This is a genomic window from Stenotrophomonas sp. G4 (assembly GCF_003428825.1).
In the GTDB taxonomy this organism is placed as follows: Bacteria; Pseudomonadota; Gammaproteobacteria; order Xanthomonadales; family Xanthomonadaceae; genus Stenotrophomonas; species Stenotrophomonas indicatrix.
Genome location: NZ_CP031741.1, coordinates 394,147 through 410,000, shown reverse-complemented (window position 1 = coordinate 410,000; position 15,854 = coordinate 394,147). Strand labels below are relative to the sequence as shown.

Sequence of the window (15,854 nt, the reverse complement as noted above, 5' to 3'; positions counted from 1 at the left end):
GTCGGTACCGCCCAGCTCGACGTCCGCTTCCAGGGCCACCGAGTCGTAGCCCTGCACCAGCGGGTACAGGAATTCGTGGATGGCGATGGACTGCTGGGCGGCATAGCGCTTGGCGAAGTCGTCGCGCTCGAGCATGCGTGCCACGGTGTGCTGGCCGGCCAGGCGGATCATGTCGGCCGCGCTCATCTTGCCGAACCACTCCGAATTGAAGCGGACCTCGGTGCGGCTGCGGTCCAGCACCTTGAACACCTGCTCCTCGTAGGTACGGGCGTTGGCCAGCACGTCGTCACGGCTGAGCGGCTTGCGGGTCAGGCTCTTGCCAGAGGGGTCGCCGATCATGCCGGTGAAGTCGCCGATCAGGAAAATGACCTGGTGGCCGAGGTCCTGGAACTGACGCATCTTGTTCAGCAGCACCGTGTGGCCCAGGTGCAGGTCAGGCGCGGTGGGGTCGAAGCCGGCCTTGATGCGCAGCGGGCGGCCTTCCTGCAGACGCGCGCGCAGATCCTCGAGCTTGAGGATCTCGTCGGCACCGCGGCCGATCAGGGCAAGGGCTTCTTCAATCGAGGACACGTGACTACTCCCGGCAACGCCGTTTCTTATGTGGGGTGTTAAAGCGAAGTTAACCCGATCGGCTTCACAAAAGCCAATAGGCACAAGGGTTTGACGCGAATTTGTTAGGTGTCTATGTTACCGGCGTTTGGGCCCGCGTTCCCGGGTCAGCCAGAGACCGACATCTGATGCTCAATTCCGATCAAGGCCGCGCTCGCAAGCAGCGCTTCCAGGAACGACTCCACGTCCTGCACGACAACGCCCTGCACCGGAAGCTGAGGCAACACCTTCCCGCTGCGTTCAATGAGCGCTGGACGCGGCGTCATTGGATGCACGCCAGCCTGTTTGTGACCATCGGTGCGCTGGTGGCCACGATCGTGCCGGGCTTCTCGCACACCATCGATGCGCCCTACGCCGACAGCCACACCAGCCTGGCGCTGCCGCTGCCGCCGTTGGCAATGGCGCGCCAGCAGCAGATTCCCGGCGACAGCTGGCAGGTGCTGCGGGTGCAGCGCGGGCAGACGCTGAGCGACCTGTTCGACAAGGCCGGCATCTCCGCCACCACCCTGCACCGGGTGCTGGACCATCCGGGTGCGCGCGAATCGCTGACCAAGCTGCGCCCGGGTGCCGAGATCGCCTTCGACATGCCGCTGTCCGGTGACCTGCGCAGCATCCGCTTCGACCGCGATGCCGACAACCGGGTCGAACTGAGCCTGATCGGTGATGACATCAAGGAAACGGTAACCAAGCGCGAGACATCCACGCGCACGGTGGTCACCAGCGGCGAGATCACCAGTTCGCTGTATGCGGCCGCGCGCCGCGCCGGACTGTCACCGTCGGCGATCGCGACGATGACCGACGACATCTTCAAGTACGACATCGACTTCTCCAAGGACCTGCAGCCGGGTGACCGCTTCAGCGTGGTGATGGATGAGACCTGGCGCGAGGGCGAGAAGGTCGATACCAGCAAGATCCTGGCGGCGACCTTCACCACCGGCGGGAAGACCTATTCCGGCTTCCGCTTCGACCGCAACGGCAAGTCCGAGTACTACGACATCAATGGCCGTTCGCTGAAGAAGAGCTTCATCCGCATGCCGATCCCGTTCGCGCGGCTGAGTTCGACCTTCGGCGCGCGCAAGCACCCGGTGCTGGGCAAGATGCGCATGCACAAGGGCGTGGACTACGCCGCGCGCACCGGTACCCCGATCATGGCCGCCGGCGATGCACGGGTGCAGTTTGTCGGCGTGCAGCGCGGTTATGGCAACGTGGTGATCCTCGACCACGGCCGTGGCCACACCACCCTGTACGGCCACATGTCGCGCTTTGCCGGGATCAAGAATGGCCAACGCGTGGCCCAGGGCACGGTGATCGGCTACGTCGGCTCGACCGGCCTGGCCACCGGCCCGCACCTGCACTACGAATTCCGGGTCAATGGCGAGCACCGCAACCCGCTGACGGTGACCATGCCGCCGCCGGAGCCGTTGAAGGGCGCCGAGCTGGTGGCCTTCCGGGCGCAGACTGCGCCGGCGATGGCCCGCATCCAGGGCATGGAGAAGCTGATCTACGCCGACGCCAGCCCCGCGCCGGCCGCCGAAAGCGCGAGCACCGAGGTGGCCAGCGCCAAGGACAAGGCGCCGGCAGGCCGCAAGCGCGGCTGAGGCCTGCGTTGACGAAGGAGGACACGGCAGCACAAGCTTGCCGTGTCCTTTTTTTATGCCCGCCATGAACACCACTGCCGATCCGTCCCTTCCCCTCTACCTGGGCCTGATGTCGGGCACCAGCGCTGACGGCATCGATGCCGCGCTGGTGCAGTTCCCGGCCGACGGGGGATGCCGCTTCGTGCATGGGCTGACTGCCCGCTGGGAACCGGTACTGCGCGCACGGCTGGTGGCCCTCGGCGAGGGCGGCCCGCTGCAGTCGATTGAGGAGCTGGGCGAACTGGACGCGCGGATTGCGATCAGCTTCGCCGCCGCCGCCAACCAGCTGCTGGAAGAAGCCGGTGTCGACCGTGCGCAGGTACGGGCCATCGGCTCGCACGGGCAGACGGTGCGCCATCGACCGTTGGCCGACCCGGCTTTCACCGTGCAGCTGGGCGACGGCAACCGCATCGCCGAACTGACCGGCATCACCACCGTGTGCGATTTCCGCCGCCGTGACGTTGCCGCCGGCGGCCATGGGGCGCCGCTGATGCCGGCTTTCCACCTGGACATGCTGGGTGCGGCCGATGAGGACCGTGCGGTGCTGAACCTGGGCGGGATCGCCAACCTGACCCTGATTCCGCGCGAAGGCGTGGTGCGTGGCTTCGATACCGGCCCGGCCAATGCGCTGATGGATGCCTGGTGCCAACGCCATACCGGGCGCAGCTTCGATGCTGACGGCGCCTACGCAGCCAGCGGTGCGGTGGATGACAGCCTGCTGGCCGGCTGGCGCGCGGATCCGTGGTTCGCGTTGCCGCCGCCCAAGAGCACCGGGCGCGAGCAGTTCCACCTGCCGTGGGCCGAGGCACACATGGAGGAAGGCCAGTTCGCCGCCGCCGATGTGCAGGCGACACTGCTGGAGCTGACCGCGGCCACGGTGGTTGATGCGCTGCTGGCCCAGCAGCCGCACACCCGGCGGGTGCTGGTGTGCGGCGGTGGCGTTCGCAATACGCAGTTGATGCGGCGGCTGGCGGCGCGGTTGCCGGGCGTGGTGGTCGAGTCCACGGCGCTGCACGGGCTGGATCCGGAGTATGTGGAGGCGATGGGGTTTGCCTGGCTGGCGCAACGGACGATGGACGGGCTGCCGGGCAACCTGCCGAGCGTGACCGGGGCGACGGGGCCGCGGATTCTCGGGGCGATCCATCCGGCGTGAGGTGACGCCATCCGCCGGGCATGGCCTGGCGCTACCCGTCGGCGGCGCACGGTAGCGCCGGGCCATGCCCGGCGACCGGACATCAGATCAATCGAAGCCCTGGCCGGCGGGAAGCGCCTGTAGTGCGGCGATCGCGTCGGAAAGCGCGTCGACTTCGGGATCGCCGAAGCCGGAGCGGACCTCCAGTTCACTGTTGAACAGGCCCTGCTCCAGCAGGACCGCGCAGGTCTGTTCGTGGGTCCAGCCACGGGCCACCGAGACCCGTTTGATGCGTTCCAGCAGCAGCGGGTCCAGGTCCCGCAGCACTACGTCGGCCATGCTCACTTCCCCGTTCGCAAGGCACCGCCCCCTCGGCGCGTCGGGGCGATCATCCCGCACGCCGGGGGCGCCGGCAACTGTCAGGTCACGGCGCGCCGGCGCTGCTGCAGAATCAGCATCGCGCACAGGATCACCACCGGGATCGCCACCAGGGCAGTACCGATGAAGAACAGCGCGTAGCCTTCCAGCAGCGTGCGGCCCTGTGCCAGGGTCTGTACCGACCAGCCGGAAAAGCCCTTCAGCGCCTTGCCGGGCATCGCGTAGAACGAGCTGAGCAGGGCGTACTGGGTGGCGGTATAGCCGATGCTGGTCAAGCTCGACATGTAGGCGATCAACGCGGTACCTGCGAAACCGCTGGCGAAATTGTCGATCGCCATTGCGACAGCAAAGTGGGTGGTGTCCGGCCCCGAACAGGCCAGCCAGGCGAAGGCGAGGTTGGAGGCCGGGCCAAGCACGGCGCCAGCCAACAGCGCTGCCAGCACGCCCCAGCGCACGGACACCAGGCCAGCAGCGGCGATGCCGATGAAGGTGGCCACCAGGCCGACCGAACCACGCACAGCGCCCACGGTGTCCTCGTCCAGTCCGAGATCGACGTAGAACGGATTGGCCATCGGCCCCATGACGAAGTCGGCCATGCGGTAGACGCTGATCGCCACCAGGATCAGGATCGCGCCGCTGCGATGTTCGCGTACGAACGCCACGAACGGGCCGACCACTGCATCGAACAGGCCGCGCGGCGTCCACAACGAGGCGGCCTGCGCCTGCACTGCCTGGATCTCGCGGGCCGGCTCGCGGGCCATGACCACCGCCACCACGCCCAGTGCCATCAGCGCGGCCATCAACTCATAGGACACCTGCCAGCCGACGCGGGCGGCGATGATCAGGATCAGGGCATCGGTGACCAGCAGCGCTGTGCGATAGCCCAGCGCCGACGATGAAGTCAGCAGGCCAAGCTGTTCACTGTTGTCTGCGCTCTCGATGCGCCAGGCGTCGATCACGATGTCCTGGGTGGCCGAGGCGAAGGCCACCACCACGGCCATCGCGCCGAAGACCACCACATGTTCCCAGGCGATTCCCAGCAGCAGCAACTGGCCGCCCTTGGGCTGGATCAACGCCATGCCGACCAGGCCCACCGCGGCGACGATCTGCGACAGCAGCATCCAGCCACGACGACGCCCCAGCCGACCGAACAGTGGCACGTCGGCCTTGTCGACGATCGGCGCCCACAGGAACTTCATCGTGTAGGCCAGGCCCACCCACGACAGGAAGCCGATGGTGCTCAGCTCGATGCCTTCCTTGCGCATCCAGAAGCCAAGCGTGTTGCCCACCAGGTAGATCGGAAGCCCCGAACTGAAGCCCAGCAGCAGCATCGCCAGCACCTTGCGCTGGCGCAGGTTGGCCAGCACCTGCCGCCAGGATCGGCGCGGCTTGGCAGCCTCGGTCACAGGTCGTAGTCCACGATGAACGGCGCGTGGTCGGAGAAGCGCTGGTCGCGGTAGATCGAGCAGCTGCGCAGGCGGTCACGCAGGCCCGGGGTGATGAACTGGTAGTCGATGCGCCAACCAACGTTGTTGGCGCGGGCGGCGCCACGGTTGCTCCACCAGGTGTAGTCCTCGCCGGTCGGGTTGAGCAGGCGGTAGGCATCGGCCCATCCGCGGCCGGCGGCGACATCGGTAGCCTGGCCATGGTCGGCACACAGCGCATTGAGCCAGTCGCGTTCCTCGGGCAGGCAACCGGAGTTCTTCTGGTTGGACTTCCAGTTCTTGATGTCCAGCGCCGAGCGGACGATGTTCCAGTCGCCGCACAGCACGTAGTCGCGGCCGCTGCGCGCCCATTCCTCGAGGATCGGTCGCAGCCATTCCATCACTTCGAACTTGAATCCCTGGCGCAGGTCGCCCGAACTGCCGGACGGGATATAGAAGGAGACCACGCTGAGGTTGCCGAAGCGGGCCTCGATGTAACGGCCTTCATCGTCGAACGGCGCCCAGCCCAGCGAGGTGATGACCTGGTCCGGTTCGCGCCTGCTGTAGATCGCCACACCGCTGTAACCCTTCTTGGTAATGGCATCGCGGTAGAAGCAATGGTGGCCGTCCGGGCGGAACATCGGGTCGGTCAGCTGGTCTTCCTGGGCCTTGGTCTCCTGGATGCAGAGGACGTCGGCGTCCTGGCCACGGAACCAGTCGAGGAAGCCCTTGGTGGCGGCCGAGCGGATGCCATTGGCGTTGAAGCTGATGATGCGCATGCGGAAGAACCTACGGCGGGAAACCGGGCAAGCATACCGGTTGCCTGCCGGACTGAGCAGCCCGCAGGGGCCACCCCGGAGACCCGCGTGAAGGCGCCGGACGAGCGCGGAAAGCCCAGCTGGATTAGGATTTGCGCTCCAAATGAAGATGAATCGAGTTTTGATGAGCGACCACCGTCACCGTTTCCTGCAGCTGGCCCTGACCGCCGATGCCCTGCGCTTCGGCCAGTTCACCCTCAAGTCCGGCCGGCTGAGCCCCTATTTCTTCAACGCCGGCCGTTTCGACTCCGGTTCCCTGCTGTCGCAGCTGGGGGCGTGCTATTCCGACGCCATCGACGCCACCGGGATCAAGTACGACGTGGTGTTCGGCCCGGCCTACAAGGGCATTCCGCTGGCCACCGCGATGGCCTGCGAGCTGGCCCAGCGTGGCCGCGACCTGCCGCTGTCGTTCAACCGCAAGGAAGTGAAGGACCATGGTGAAGGCGGCCAGTTGATCGGCGCCGACATGACCGGCAAGCGCGTGCTGATCGTCGACGACGTGATCACCGCCGGCACCGCCATCCGCGAGGCGCTGGCGATCATCCGCGCTGCCGGCGGCATTCCGGCCGGCATCGTGGTGGCCCTGGACCGCCAGGAAATCGCCTCGGACAGCGACCATCGCTCCGCCGCACAGGCCGTGGCCGAAGAAGCCGGCATCCCGGTGATCGCCGTGGCGACGCTGGCCGACCTGCTTGATTTCGCGTCCGGAAATCCGGAACTTGTAGGCTACCGGCAGCCGCTGGAGGCCTATCGCGCCCAGTACGGCGTCCGTTCCACGCGCTGACCACCAGGAGGGAAGGTCGCATGTTCCGAGTTCCTGCCATCATTGCTGCCAGCCTGCTGCTGGTGATGCCGCAGACGCTGCTGGCACAGTCCAGGAGCAAGGCCGCAGACAAGAAGCTGTACTGCTGGAACGAGGGCAGGGAACGGATCTGCAGCGACGCGCTGCCGGCCGATGCGGTCAACCACGCCCGTGATGAGTTCAGCGCCAACAGCGGCCTGCGCAATGCGCAGGTGCAGCGCGCGTTGAGCGATGAGGAACGCGCTGCCGCCAGCACGGCGGCAGCGCAGGCCGAGCTGGACCAGATGGCCGAGCAGACCCGGCAGCGCACCGAACAGGCGATGCTGACCACCTACGGTGATGAGAACGCGCTGCGGCGCGTGTTCGCCGAGCGCCAGGAGGTGCTCGACAACAACCTCAAGACCGCCCAGTACAACGTGGCCAGCCTGCGCGAATCGCTGGTGGCCTTGCTTGCCGCCGCCGGTGACCGCGAACTGGCCGGCGCCAAGGTGGCCGACAAGCAGGCCCAGGCGATCGGCCAGCGCCATGCGCAGCTGCAGTCGCAGCAACGGCTGCTGGCCAGTTTCGAACAGCAGCAGCAGGCATTGAAGGTCGAAATCGAAAGCAGCCTGCAGCGCTATCGGCAGCTGAAGGGATTGGCGCCGGTGGACGTGCCGGCACAGCCCCCGGCGGGTTGAACGGCGCGCTGCTCGCCGGGCATGGCCCGGTGCTACCGCATGCCGGGTTACGGCCTGGCCCCCGAAATTTATGCACTTTTTATGCGTCGGCCCTGTCCGGCGCGTAGTGCGTTTATGGGGGCGGGGACGACGATGGCGGCCTGAGGTGGAGGGGTTCCACCAGGTCTCAATTCCATGTCCCCCTGGCTGTCGTTGCTGTGTGGCGTGCTGGTGCTGGTTGCCGCCGCCTATCTTCTTTATGTCGTGCTGCGGCCCGAGTCGTTCTGAGCGGAGCCTGCCATGACTGAAATTCTTGCCATTCTTGCCGCCAGCCTGCTGCTGGCCTGGCCCCTGGGCCTGTATCTGGCCCGGGTAATGCGCGGCACGCCGATGAAGGTCGACGTGCTGTTCCACTGGATCGAAAAGCCGTTGTACAGGGTGCTCGGCGTTGATCCGTCACGTTCGATGTCCTGGCGGGGCTACGTGCTGGCATTCGTGCTCAGCAACGTGGTGATCGCGGTGCTCACCCAGGCCGTGTTCATGACCCAGGCGTGGTTGCCGTTGAATCCGGACCAGATCCCGAACATGCGCTGGGATACGGCGCTGCACACGATGATCTCGTTCCTGACCAACACCAACCAGCAGCACTATTCCGGCCAGGCACAGCTGTCCTACTTCTCGCAGATGACCGGCATCACCGGCCTGCAGGTAGTGACGCCGATGATGGGCCTGGCGCTGGCCGTGGCCACGCTGCGTGCGTTGTTCTCGCGTGCGCCGAAATCGGTCACCGCGCCTGCCGCGGGCGATGACCGCCAGGTGGCGGTGGGCAATTACTACGCCGACGTCGTGCGCCTGTGCGTGCGCTTCCTGCTGCCGCTGTGCCTGGTCTGGGCGCTGCTGCTGACCAGCCAGGGCGTGCCCTCCACGATGGCTGGTGGCCCGCAGGCCACGCCGATCGATGCCAGTGCCGGCATGGCGCAGCAGAAGCTGCCGCTGGGCCCGGTTGCGGCGATGGTCGCGGCCAAACAGTTGGGTGCCAATGGTGGCGGCTGGTATGGCCCGAACAGCAGCTTCCCGCTGGAGAACCCGACCCCGGTGTCGAACATGCTGGAGGTGATCGGCATCCTGCTGGTGCCGATGGCGGTGATCTTCATGATCGGCGCGTTCACCGGGCGCCGTCGTTTCGGCGCGCTGGTGTTCAGCTGCATGCTCGGCATGTCGCTGCTGTCCACCGGTGCGATGGTATGGAGCGAGGGCCATAGCGCCAGCGCGGCCACGCCGCTGCTGATGGAAGGCAAGGAAGTACGCTTCGGCGCCGATGGCACCGCGCTGTGGGCGGCGGTGACCACCCAGGTCTCCAACGGTTCGGTCAACGGCATGCACGATTCGCTGACCCCGCTGTCTGGCGGCCTGGCGATGGTCAACATGCTGGTCAGCGCGATCTGGGGCGGCATCGGCTGCGGCCTCCAGCAGTTCATCGTGTACCTGCTGCTGGGTGTGTTCCTGGCCGGGCTGATGACCGGCCGTACACCGGAACTGTTCGGCCGCAAGCTGGAAACGCCGCAGGTGCGCCTGCTGGCCCTGCTGGTGCTGCTGCAGCCGATCACCCTGCTGCTGTTCACCGCGATCACGCTGGCCGTGCCCGGTCTGGCGGGCACCTCCAATCCCGGCTTCCATGGCATCAGCCAGGTGTTCTACGAGTACGTCTCGGCCTACGCCAACAATGGCTCGGGCTTCGAGGGGCTGGGTGACGCCACGCCGTGGTGGAACCTGAGCTGCTCGCTGGTGCTGCTGCTGGGCCGCTTCCCGCTGCTGATCATCCCGCTGGTGGTGGCCGCACAGCTGGCCGCCAAGCGGCAGGCCCCTGAATCGGCCGGCAGCCTGCAGATCGAAACCCCGACGTTCGCCCTGACCCTGGTCTCGGTGATCGTCATCCTGACCGTGCTGCAGTTCATGCCGGCCCTGGTACTCGGCCCGATCGCCGACCACCTGAGCCTGGGACTGCACTGAGGACACCCCATGAGTAGTCACGCAACCGCAAACCGTTCCTCTTCCGTGGCTTCCCGCCCGGCCCTGCTCGATGCCGCCGGCCTGCGCCGGGCGCTCATCGAGGCCGTACGCAAGCTGTCGCCGATGCATCTGGTGCGCAGCCCGGTGATGGCGGTGGTGATGGCCGGCACGATCGTCGCCGCAATCATCACCCTGACCGGCAATGCACCACTGGGCTTCGGCCTGGCGGTGACCGCGATCCTGCTGGTCACCGTGCTGTTCGGCAATTTCGCCGAGGCCGTGGCCGAAGCACGTGGCCGTGGCCAGGCCGCCTCGCTGCGCCGCGCCCGCCAGGACCTGGTGGCGCGTCGTCTGGCGTCGGCGCAGGCCGGTGCCAGCGAGACCCAGGTGCCCGCCGCGGAACTGCGCCCCGGTGATCATGTGATCGTCAGTGCCGGCGAGCTGGTGCCGGCCGACGGCGAGATCGTGCAGGGCCTGGCCACCATCAACGAAGCGGCGGTGACCGGCGAGTCGGCACCGGTGCTGCGCGAGGCGGGTACTGATCGCTCCGGCGTGATCGGCGGCACCAAGGTGCTGTCCGACCAGATCGTCGTACGCATCACTGCCGAGCCGGGACACAGCTTCCTGGACCGCATGATCGCGCTGGTGGAAGGCGCCAACCGTCAGAAGACCCCGAATGAAATCGCGCTGACCCTGCTGCTGGCGGCGATGACGCTGACCTTCCTGGTGGTGGTGGCGACGCTGCCGGCGATCGGTGCGTCGGTGGGCGTCAAGGTAGATCCGCTGCTGCTGATCGCGCTGCTGGTGTGCCTGATCCCGACCACCATCGGTGGCCTGCTGCCGGCCATCGGCATCGCCGGCATGAACCGCGCGCTGGCGGCCAACGTGCTGGCCAAGTCGGGCAAGGCGGTGGAAGTGGCCGGTGACGTCGACGTGCTGCTGCTCGACAAGACCGGCACCATCACCTACGGCGACCGCCAGGCCAGCCACTTCCACGCACTGGCCGGAATCGACGCCGACCAGCTGCGTGAGGCGGCGCTGCTGTCATCGCTGGCCGATCCGACCCCGGAAGGCAAGTCGATCGTGCGCCTGGCCCGCGAACAGGGCTGCACCACCGCCGAACCGGACCAGGCCGACTACCTGGCCTTCAGCGCGCAGACCCGCATGTCCGGTGTCGACCTGATGCACGGCCGGCAGATCCGCAAGGGCGCTGCCGATGCGATCCGTGCCCATGTGCAGGCGCTCGGCGGCACCGTACCGGCCGAACTGGCCGGGCGCGTGGACCAGGTCGCGCGCAACGGTGCCACGCCGCTGGTGGTGGCCGAGGGTCGCCATGTGCTGGGCGTGATCGAGCTGTCGGACGTGGTCAAGCACGGCATGCGCGAGAAGTTCGCACAGCTGCGGGCGATGGGCATCCGCACGGTGATGATCACCGGTGACAACCCGCTGACGGCTGCTGCGATCGCCGCCGAAGCCGGCGTGGATGACTACATCGCCGAGGCACGGCCCGAGGACAAGCTGGCCCGCATCCGTGCCGAGCAGGCCGGTGGCCGCCTGGTGGCGATGGTCGGCGACGGTACCAACGATGCGCCGGCGCTGGCCCAGGCCGACATCGGCCTGGCGATGAATTCGGGCACGCAGGCGGCCAAGGAAGCCGGCAACATGGTCGATCTGGATTCGGATCCGGCCAAGCTGCTGGCGGTGGTGGAAGTGGGCAAGCAGCAGCTGATCACCCGCGGCGCGCTGACCACGTTCTCGCTGGCCAACGATGTGTCCAAGTACTTCGCGATCCTGCCGGCGTTGTTTGCCGCCACCGTGCCTGCGATGGCCGCGCTGAACGTGATGCAGCTGTCGAGCCCGCGCAACGCGGTGCTGGCGGCGCTGATCTTCAATGCCCTGGTGATTCCCGCCCTGATCCCGCTGGCGTTGCGCGGTGTGCGCTTCCGCCCGGCCACCGCAACGGCGCTGCTGCGCCGGAACATGCTGGTGTACGGCCTGGGTGGCGTGCTGCTGCCGTTCGCGGCGATCAAGTTGATCGACCTCCTTCTTGTCCTGGTATTCGGCGCATGAACCGTTCTGACTCCCCTTCCCTTTCCCGCGGGCTGAAGCGCGAAGCGCGCGTGGACACGCTGCAGGATGGCGCCAGCTGGCGCCCGGCCATCGGCCTGGGCGTGGCCACCCTGCTGCTGGCCGGTGCGGTCTACGCCGGCATCGCCACCGGTTTTGCCGGCCTGTCCTTCCCGGCGCAGGCCGAAGGCAGCCTGCTGCGCGATGGCAGCGGCCAGGTGCGTGCGTCGGCATGGCTTTCGCAGCCGTTCACCGGCGATGGCTACTTCCAGGCGCGACCGTCGGCCGCCAACTACGACCCGATGGCGGCGGCCGGCTCCAACCTGGCCCGCAGCAACCCGGCGCTGGCCGAGCGTGTGGCGGCGAGCACCGCAGCAGTGGCCGCGCGCGAAGGCGTAGCACCCTCACAGGTGCCTGCCGATCTGGTCACCCAGTCCGGCGGCGGCCTGGATCCGCAGTTGTCGCCGGCGGCAGCGCAGCTGCAGGTGGCCCGGGTGGCGCGTGCGCGTGGCCTGCCCGTCGAGCAGGTGCAGGCGCTGGTGAAGGCCAACACGCAGGGCCGGCAATGGGGCGTATTCGGCCAGCCGCGGGTGAACGTGGTGACGCTGAACTTCGCACTGGACCACGCGGCACGCGCGCCGTGATGCAGGGCTGCACGCGTTGCGCGCACAATGGCGGCCATGACAGCGGCTCCCATGACTGATCTGCGGACCCGCCAGGCCAACGCCCTGGTGGAAGGACTGCAACGCGAGGCCGGTGGCAAGCTCACCGTGTTCCTGGGCGCTGCGCCCGGCGTCGGCAAGACCTACGCCATGCTGACCCGCGCGCAGGAACAGCTGCGCCGTGGCGTGGACCTGGTGGTCGGGCTGGTGGAGACCCACGGCCGTGCCGATACCCAGGCCCTGCTGGAAGGCCTGCCGCGGCTGCCGCTGAAGGACGTGGCCTACCATGGCCACGACCTGCAGGAAATGGACCTGGACGCCGTGCTGGCGAGGAACCCCGCGCTGGTGCTGGTGGACGAGCTGGCCCATCGCAATGCACCGGGCAGCCGCCACGAACGGCGCTGGCAGGACGTGATGGAACTGCTGGACGCCGGCATCGACGTCTGGACCACGGTCAACATCCAGCATCTGGAAAGCCTCAACGATGTGGTGATGCGCATCACCGGCGTGCGTGTCAGCGAGACCGTGCCCGATGGCGTGCTCGACCGCCTGCATGACATCGTGCTGGTCGACCTGCCGCCGCGCGAACTGATCGCGCGCCTGCAGCAGGGCAAGGTGTACGTGCCCGAGCAGGCCGCGCAGGCCCTGCAGGCGTTCTTCTCGCCGGCCAACCTGACTGCATTGCGCGAGCTGGCGATGCAGGAGGCCGCCGACCGTGTCGACAGCAGCCTGCGCGAAGCCCGCGCCGCGCGCGGCGAGAGCAATCTGCCGTTGCGGCGTGGCGTGCTGGTGGCCATCGATGGCGGTGGCCAGAGCGAATACCTGGTGCGGGTGGCACGGCGCATCGCCGAACGCCGCGATGCACCGTGGACGGTGGTGACGGTGCAGGGGCGCCGCCAGGACGAAGCGACCCGGCGCGAGATCGATGCTGCGTTCGCGCTGGCCCGCCGCCTGGGCGGCGAAGCCGAGCTGCTGCACGGCTCAAGCATTGCCGATGCGTTGCTCGACCACGCCGCGCACAACGGCGTATCGACACTGGTGCTGGGGCGTACCCGCGAACGGCCGCTGGCGCGGATGTTCAACCGCACCCTGACCCAGCAGCTGATCCAGCGCGGCGCGCACTACGAGATCACCATCATCAGCACGCCGCAGGCGCGTGCGCGTTCCCGTCGAGAGGGGCTGCTGCCACCGATGCGCGGGGTCAGCCACGAGCCGTTGCAGGCCCTGATCGCCACCGCCCTTGCCTGCGCGGTGGCGTGGCTGGTCGAACGCTGGGTGGGCATGGCGGACCTGTCGATGGTATTCATCGTGGCGGTGGTGCTGGTGGCCGCACGAACCCGCGCCAGTGTCGCGGTGATGGCGGCGATCCTGTGTTTTCTCGCTTACAACTTCCTGTTCATCGCGCCGCGCTTCACCTTCGCCATCGGCGCGCGGCAGGGCGTGATCACCGTGTTCCTGTTCCTGGCGGCGGCGCTGGTGGCCGGACGCCTGGCGTCGCGCCTGCGCATGCAGGTGATCGCCCTGCGCGCGGCCAACCGCCATGCGCGCGCACGCCAGCAGCTGGGCCGTCAGCTGGCCAGTGCGGCCGGCAACGGTGAAGTGGCGCAGGCAGGCCGGCATGCGCTGGAACAGGCCATGGACGTACCGGCCTGGCTGCGGATCGGCGCCGATACCGCGACCGGTGGCCGCAGCCTGCCCGGTGATACCGATCTGGCGGCAGCCGACTGGGCCCTGCGCCATGGCCAGCCCAGTGGCCGCTTCACCGATACCCTGGCCGGCGCGCAATGGTGGTTCCTGCCGCTGCTGGACGGCGAAGACCGCGCGATCGGCGTGGCCGGCCTGTACCTGCCGGGTGCGCAGGCGCGGCTGCTGCCCGAACAACGCCAGCTGGCCGAAGCAATGGTCGACGACATCGCCCAGGCCGCGTTGCGCACGCGCCTGGTGGCCGAGCTGGAACAGGCGCATGTGAGCAACGAGACCGAGCGGCTGCGCTCTGCCCTGCTTTCCTCGGTGTCGCACGACCTGCGTTCGCCGCTGGCAGCGATGATCGGCTCGGCCGACAGCCTGGCCAGCTACGGTGCGGCGATGGATCTGGCCGACCGCCGCGCCCTGCTGGACACCATCCTGATCGAAGGCGAGCGCTTGGACCGCTACATCCAGAACCTGTTGGACATGACCCGGCTGGGCCACGAGGGCCTGAAGATCAATCGCGACTGGATAGGCGTGGACGAGCTGATCGGTTCGGCGGCCCGTCGCCTGCAGCGCTACCAGCCGAAGGTACGGCTGGAGCTGGACATTCCGTCAACGCTGGCACCGATCTGGGTGCATCCGGCACTGGTGGAACAGGCGGTGTTCAACGTGATGGAGAACGCTGCCAAGTTCTCGCCAGCCGATGCCGCCGTGCAGGTGCTGGCGCGCGAACTGGACGGTCAGCTGCGCATCGACGTGATCGATGCCGGCCCCGGCATTCCCGACGAAGAGCGCGCGCGCATCTTCGACATGTTCTACAGCGTCGAACGCGGCGACCGCGGCCGCCACGGCACCGGCCTGGGCCTGACCATCTGCCAGGGGATGATCGGCGCACACGGCGGCAGCGTGCAGGCGCTGCCCGGGCGCGACGGTCGCGGTACCCTGATCCGCATTACCCTGCCCCTGCTCAAGCCAGCCTCCCACGATGAGTCCGACCCCGACTGATGCCAGCGCGCCGGCCCCGCGCGTGCTGGTGATCGACGATGAAACCCAGATCCGCCGGTTCCTGGACATCAGCCTGCGCGCGCAGGGCTACCAGGTGCGCCAGGCCGCGACCGGCCAGGAAGGCCTGCAGATGGCCGCCAGCGAGGACATGGACCTGGTGATCCTGGACATCGGCCTGCCGGACATGGAAGGCCACGAGGTACTGGAGCAGCTGCGGCAATGGAGCCAGGTGCCGGTGATCATGCTGACCGTGCGTGCCGGCGAAACCGAGAAAGTGCGTGCACTGGACAACGGCGCCAACGACTATGTGACCAAGCCCTTCGGCACCCAGGAACTGATGGCGCGGGTGCGGGCGCTGCTGCGCACACGCAGCGTGCCGACCGATGGCACGCCGCCGGTGTTCGACGATGGCCACCTGCACGTGGACCTGGTGCGCCGTGAAGTGGCGATCGATGGCGAGCTGGTGGCATTGACCCGCAAGGAGTACGCATTGCTGTCGCTGCTGCTGCGCAATGCCGGGCGGGTGGTCACCCAGCCACAGATCCTGCAGGAAATCTGGGGGCCCACCCACCAGCACGACACCCACTACCTGCGCATCCTGGTCGGCAAGCTGCGGCACAAGCTGGGCGACTCGGCGCTGGATTCACGCTACCTGTTCACCGAACCGGGTGTGGGGCTGCGGTTCAAGGGGTGAGGCGTGCCGACCCACGGTCGGCACCCACCAAAGCGAATTCGGAAGAGCCTCCACGCATGGCGTGGATCTACTGTGTCGACCAAGGTCGGCACCCACCAACAGCACCGGAAAATTGTCAGAGGTGGGGCGGTGTCGGAGTGCGGGGTGTCAGCCGCATGGATGGCGCGCCCGAGCCTACAAGGACGTACTTGCGGCGTCCCCGCAGTCCGACACCGCTCCACCAACCCACGGAGTGCCCGCTGTTGCTGTTGAGGTTGCCGGCCAGCGGCCG

Annotated in this window: 14 protein-coding genes (1 of these 14 running past the window's edge); 10 read left to right on the top strand and 4 right to left on the bottom strand. The window is 67.7% G+C overall.

The window, feature by feature from the left end:
- Nucleotides 1-570, bottom strand: the start of a protein-coding gene (gene tyrS, locus D0Y85_RS01835) for a tyrosine--tRNA ligase (protein WP_117309336.1). The gene continues 639 nt to the left of window position 1, outside the view; 570 of the gene's 1,209 nt are visible here — the first part of the coding sequence; its start codon is at nucleotides 568-570; its stop codon lies beyond the left edge, outside the window.
- A gap of 167 nt (nucleotides 571-737) precedes the next feature.
- Between tyrS and D0Y85_RS01830 the strand changes: the two genes are divergently transcribed.
- The gene (locus D0Y85_RS01830) at nucleotides 738-2,207 is read left to right on the top strand and encodes a peptidoglycan DD-metalloendopeptidase family protein (RefSeq protein WP_117309335.1); all 1,470 of its coding nucleotides are present in this window, start codon (nucleotides 738-740) and stop codon (nucleotides 2,205-2,207) included.
- A 64-nt stretch (nucleotides 2,208-2,271) separates the two neighbouring features.
- Nucleotides 2,272-3,399: an anhydro-N-acetylmuramic acid kinase gene (locus tag D0Y85_RS01825; RefSeq protein WP_117311830.1), complete on the top strand. Its 1,128-nt coding sequence runs from the start codon at nucleotides 2,272-2,274 to the stop codon at nucleotides 3,397-3,399.
- A gap of 87 nt (nucleotides 3,400-3,486) precedes the next feature.
- Here the strand turns inward: D0Y85_RS01825 and D0Y85_RS01820 are convergent, their stop codons facing one another.
- The 3 genes from D0Y85_RS01820 to D0Y85_RS01810 form a co-directional block, all read right to left on the bottom strand.
- Complete coding sequence (locus D0Y85_RS01820; RefSeq protein ID WP_117311829.1) at nucleotides 3,487-3,717, bottom strand: hypothetical protein; 231 nt, start codon at nucleotides 3,715-3,717, stop codon at nucleotides 3,487-3,489.
- Between the two features lie 80 nt (nucleotides 3,718-3,797).
- On the bottom strand, nucleotides 3,798-5,162 hold the full coding sequence (locus D0Y85_RS01815; protein ID WP_117309334.1) for an MFS transporter: 1,365 nt from the start codon (nucleotides 5,160-5,162) through the stop codon (nucleotides 3,798-3,800).
- The gene (locus tag D0Y85_RS01810; protein WP_117309333.1) at nucleotides 5,159-5,959 is read right to left on the bottom strand and encodes an exodeoxyribonuclease III; all 801 of its coding nucleotides are present in this window, start codon (nucleotides 5,957-5,959) and stop codon (nucleotides 5,159-5,161) included. Before D0Y85_RS01810 ends, D0Y85_RS01815 begins: the two co-directional genes overlap by 4 nt.
- A gap of 163 nt (nucleotides 5,960-6,122) precedes the next feature.
- Here D0Y85_RS01810 and pyrE point away from each other — a divergent pair, with 163 nt between their 5' ends.
- The 8 genes from pyrE (at nucleotide 6,123) to D0Y85_RS01770 (ending at nucleotide 15,583) form a co-directional block, all read left to right on the top strand.
- Nucleotides 6,123-6,782, top strand: coding sequence for an orotate phosphoribosyltransferase (gene pyrE, locus D0Y85_RS01805; RefSeq protein ID WP_025879424.1), 660 nt, complete (start codon nucleotides 6,123-6,125; stop codon nucleotides 6,780-6,782).
- Nucleotides 6,783-6,802: 20 nt separating this feature from the next.
- Entirely contained in the window at nucleotides 6,803-7,477 is a 675-nt protein-coding gene (locus D0Y85_RS01800; protein WP_117309332.1) for a hypothetical protein, read from the top strand.
- A 174-nt stretch (nucleotides 7,478-7,651) separates the two neighbouring features.
- Complete coding sequence (locus D0Y85_RS01795) at nucleotides 7,652-7,744, top strand: potassium-transporting ATPase subunit F (RefSeq protein ID WP_005407770.1); 93 nt, start codon at nucleotides 7,652-7,654, stop codon at nucleotides 7,742-7,744.
- A 12-nt stretch (nucleotides 7,745-7,756) separates the two neighbouring features.
- Nucleotides 7,757-9,466, top strand: a complete 1,710-nt coding sequence (kdpA, locus tag D0Y85_RS01790) for a potassium-transporting ATPase subunit KdpA (protein WP_117309331.1) — start codon at nucleotides 7,757-7,759, stop codon at nucleotides 9,464-9,466.
- A 9-nt stretch (nucleotides 9,467-9,475) separates the two neighbouring features.
- Nucleotides 9,476-11,536 (top strand): potassium-transporting ATPase subunit KdpB, encoded by a 2,061-nt coding sequence (gene kdpB, locus D0Y85_RS01785; RefSeq protein ID WP_025879421.1) that lies wholly within the window; start codon nucleotides 9,476-9,478, stop codon nucleotides 11,534-11,536.
- Entirely contained in the window at nucleotides 11,533-12,177 is a 645-nt protein-coding gene (gene kdpC / locus D0Y85_RS01780) for a potassium-transporting ATPase subunit KdpC (protein ID WP_117309330.1), read from the top strand. The genes kdpB and kdpC overlap by 4 nt, the downstream gene beginning before the upstream one ends.
- A 51-nt stretch (nucleotides 12,178-12,228) precedes the next feature.
- Nucleotides 12,229-14,889, top strand: coding sequence for a sensor histidine kinase KdpD (locus D0Y85_RS01775; RefSeq protein WP_117309329.1), 2,661 nt, complete (start codon nucleotides 12,229-12,231; stop codon nucleotides 14,887-14,889).
- Nucleotides 14,870-15,583, top strand: coding sequence for a response regulator transcription factor (locus D0Y85_RS01770; protein WP_025879418.1), 714 nt, complete (start codon nucleotides 14,870-14,872; stop codon nucleotides 15,581-15,583). The genes D0Y85_RS01775 and D0Y85_RS01770 overlap by 20 nt, the downstream gene beginning before the upstream one ends.
- The last annotated feature ends 271 nt before the right edge of the window (nucleotides 15,584-15,854 follow it).

What these genes read in the sequence shown, in the direction of transcription:
- D0Y85_RS01830 (WP_117309335.1), top strand. Translation starts at nt 738, where the DNA reads ATGCTCAATTCCGATCAAGGCCGCGCTCGCAAGCAGCGCTTCCAGGAA.
- D0Y85_RS01825 (WP_117311830.1), top strand. Translation starts at nt 2,272, where the DNA reads ATGAACACCACTGCCGATCCGTCCCTTCCCCTCTACCTGGGCCTGATG.
- D0Y85_RS01820 (WP_117311829.1), bottom strand. Translation starts at nt 3,717, where the DNA reads ATGGCCGACGTAGTGCTGCGGGACCTGGACCCGCTGCTGCTGGAACGC.
- D0Y85_RS01810 (WP_117309333.1), bottom strand. Translation starts at nt 5,959, where the DNA reads ATGCGCATCATCAGCTTCAACGCCAATGGCATCCGCTCGGCCGCCACC.
- pyrE (WP_025879424.1), top strand. Translation starts at nt 6,123, where the DNA reads ATGAGCGACCACCGTCACCGTTTCCTGCAGCTGGCCCTGACCGCCGAT.
- D0Y85_RS01800 (WP_117309332.1), top strand. Translation starts at nt 6,803, where the DNA reads ATGTTCCGAGTTCCTGCCATCATTGCTGCCAGCCTGCTGCTGGTGATG.
- D0Y85_RS01795 (WP_005407770.1), top strand. Translation starts at nt 7,652, where the DNA reads ATGTCCCCCTGGCTGTCGTTGCTGTGTGGCGTGCTGGTGCTGGTTGCC.
- kdpA (WP_117309331.1), top strand. Translation starts at nt 7,757, where the DNA reads ATGACTGAAATTCTTGCCATTCTTGCCGCCAGCCTGCTGCTGGCCTGG.
- kdpB (WP_025879421.1), top strand. Translation starts at nt 9,476, where the DNA reads ATGAGTAGTCACGCAACCGCAAACCGTTCCTCTTCCGTGGCTTCCCGC.
- kdpC (WP_117309330.1), top strand. Translation starts at nt 11,533, where the DNA reads ATGAACCGTTCTGACTCCCCTTCCCTTTCCCGCGGGCTGAAGCGCGAA.
- D0Y85_RS01775 (WP_117309329.1), top strand. Translation starts at nt 12,229, where the DNA reads ATGACTGATCTGCGGACCCGCCAGGCCAACGCCCTGGTGGAAGGACTG.
- D0Y85_RS01770 (WP_025879418.1), top strand. Translation starts at nt 14,870, where the DNA reads ATGAGTCCGACCCCGACTGATGCCAGCGCGCCGGCCCCGCGCGTGCTG.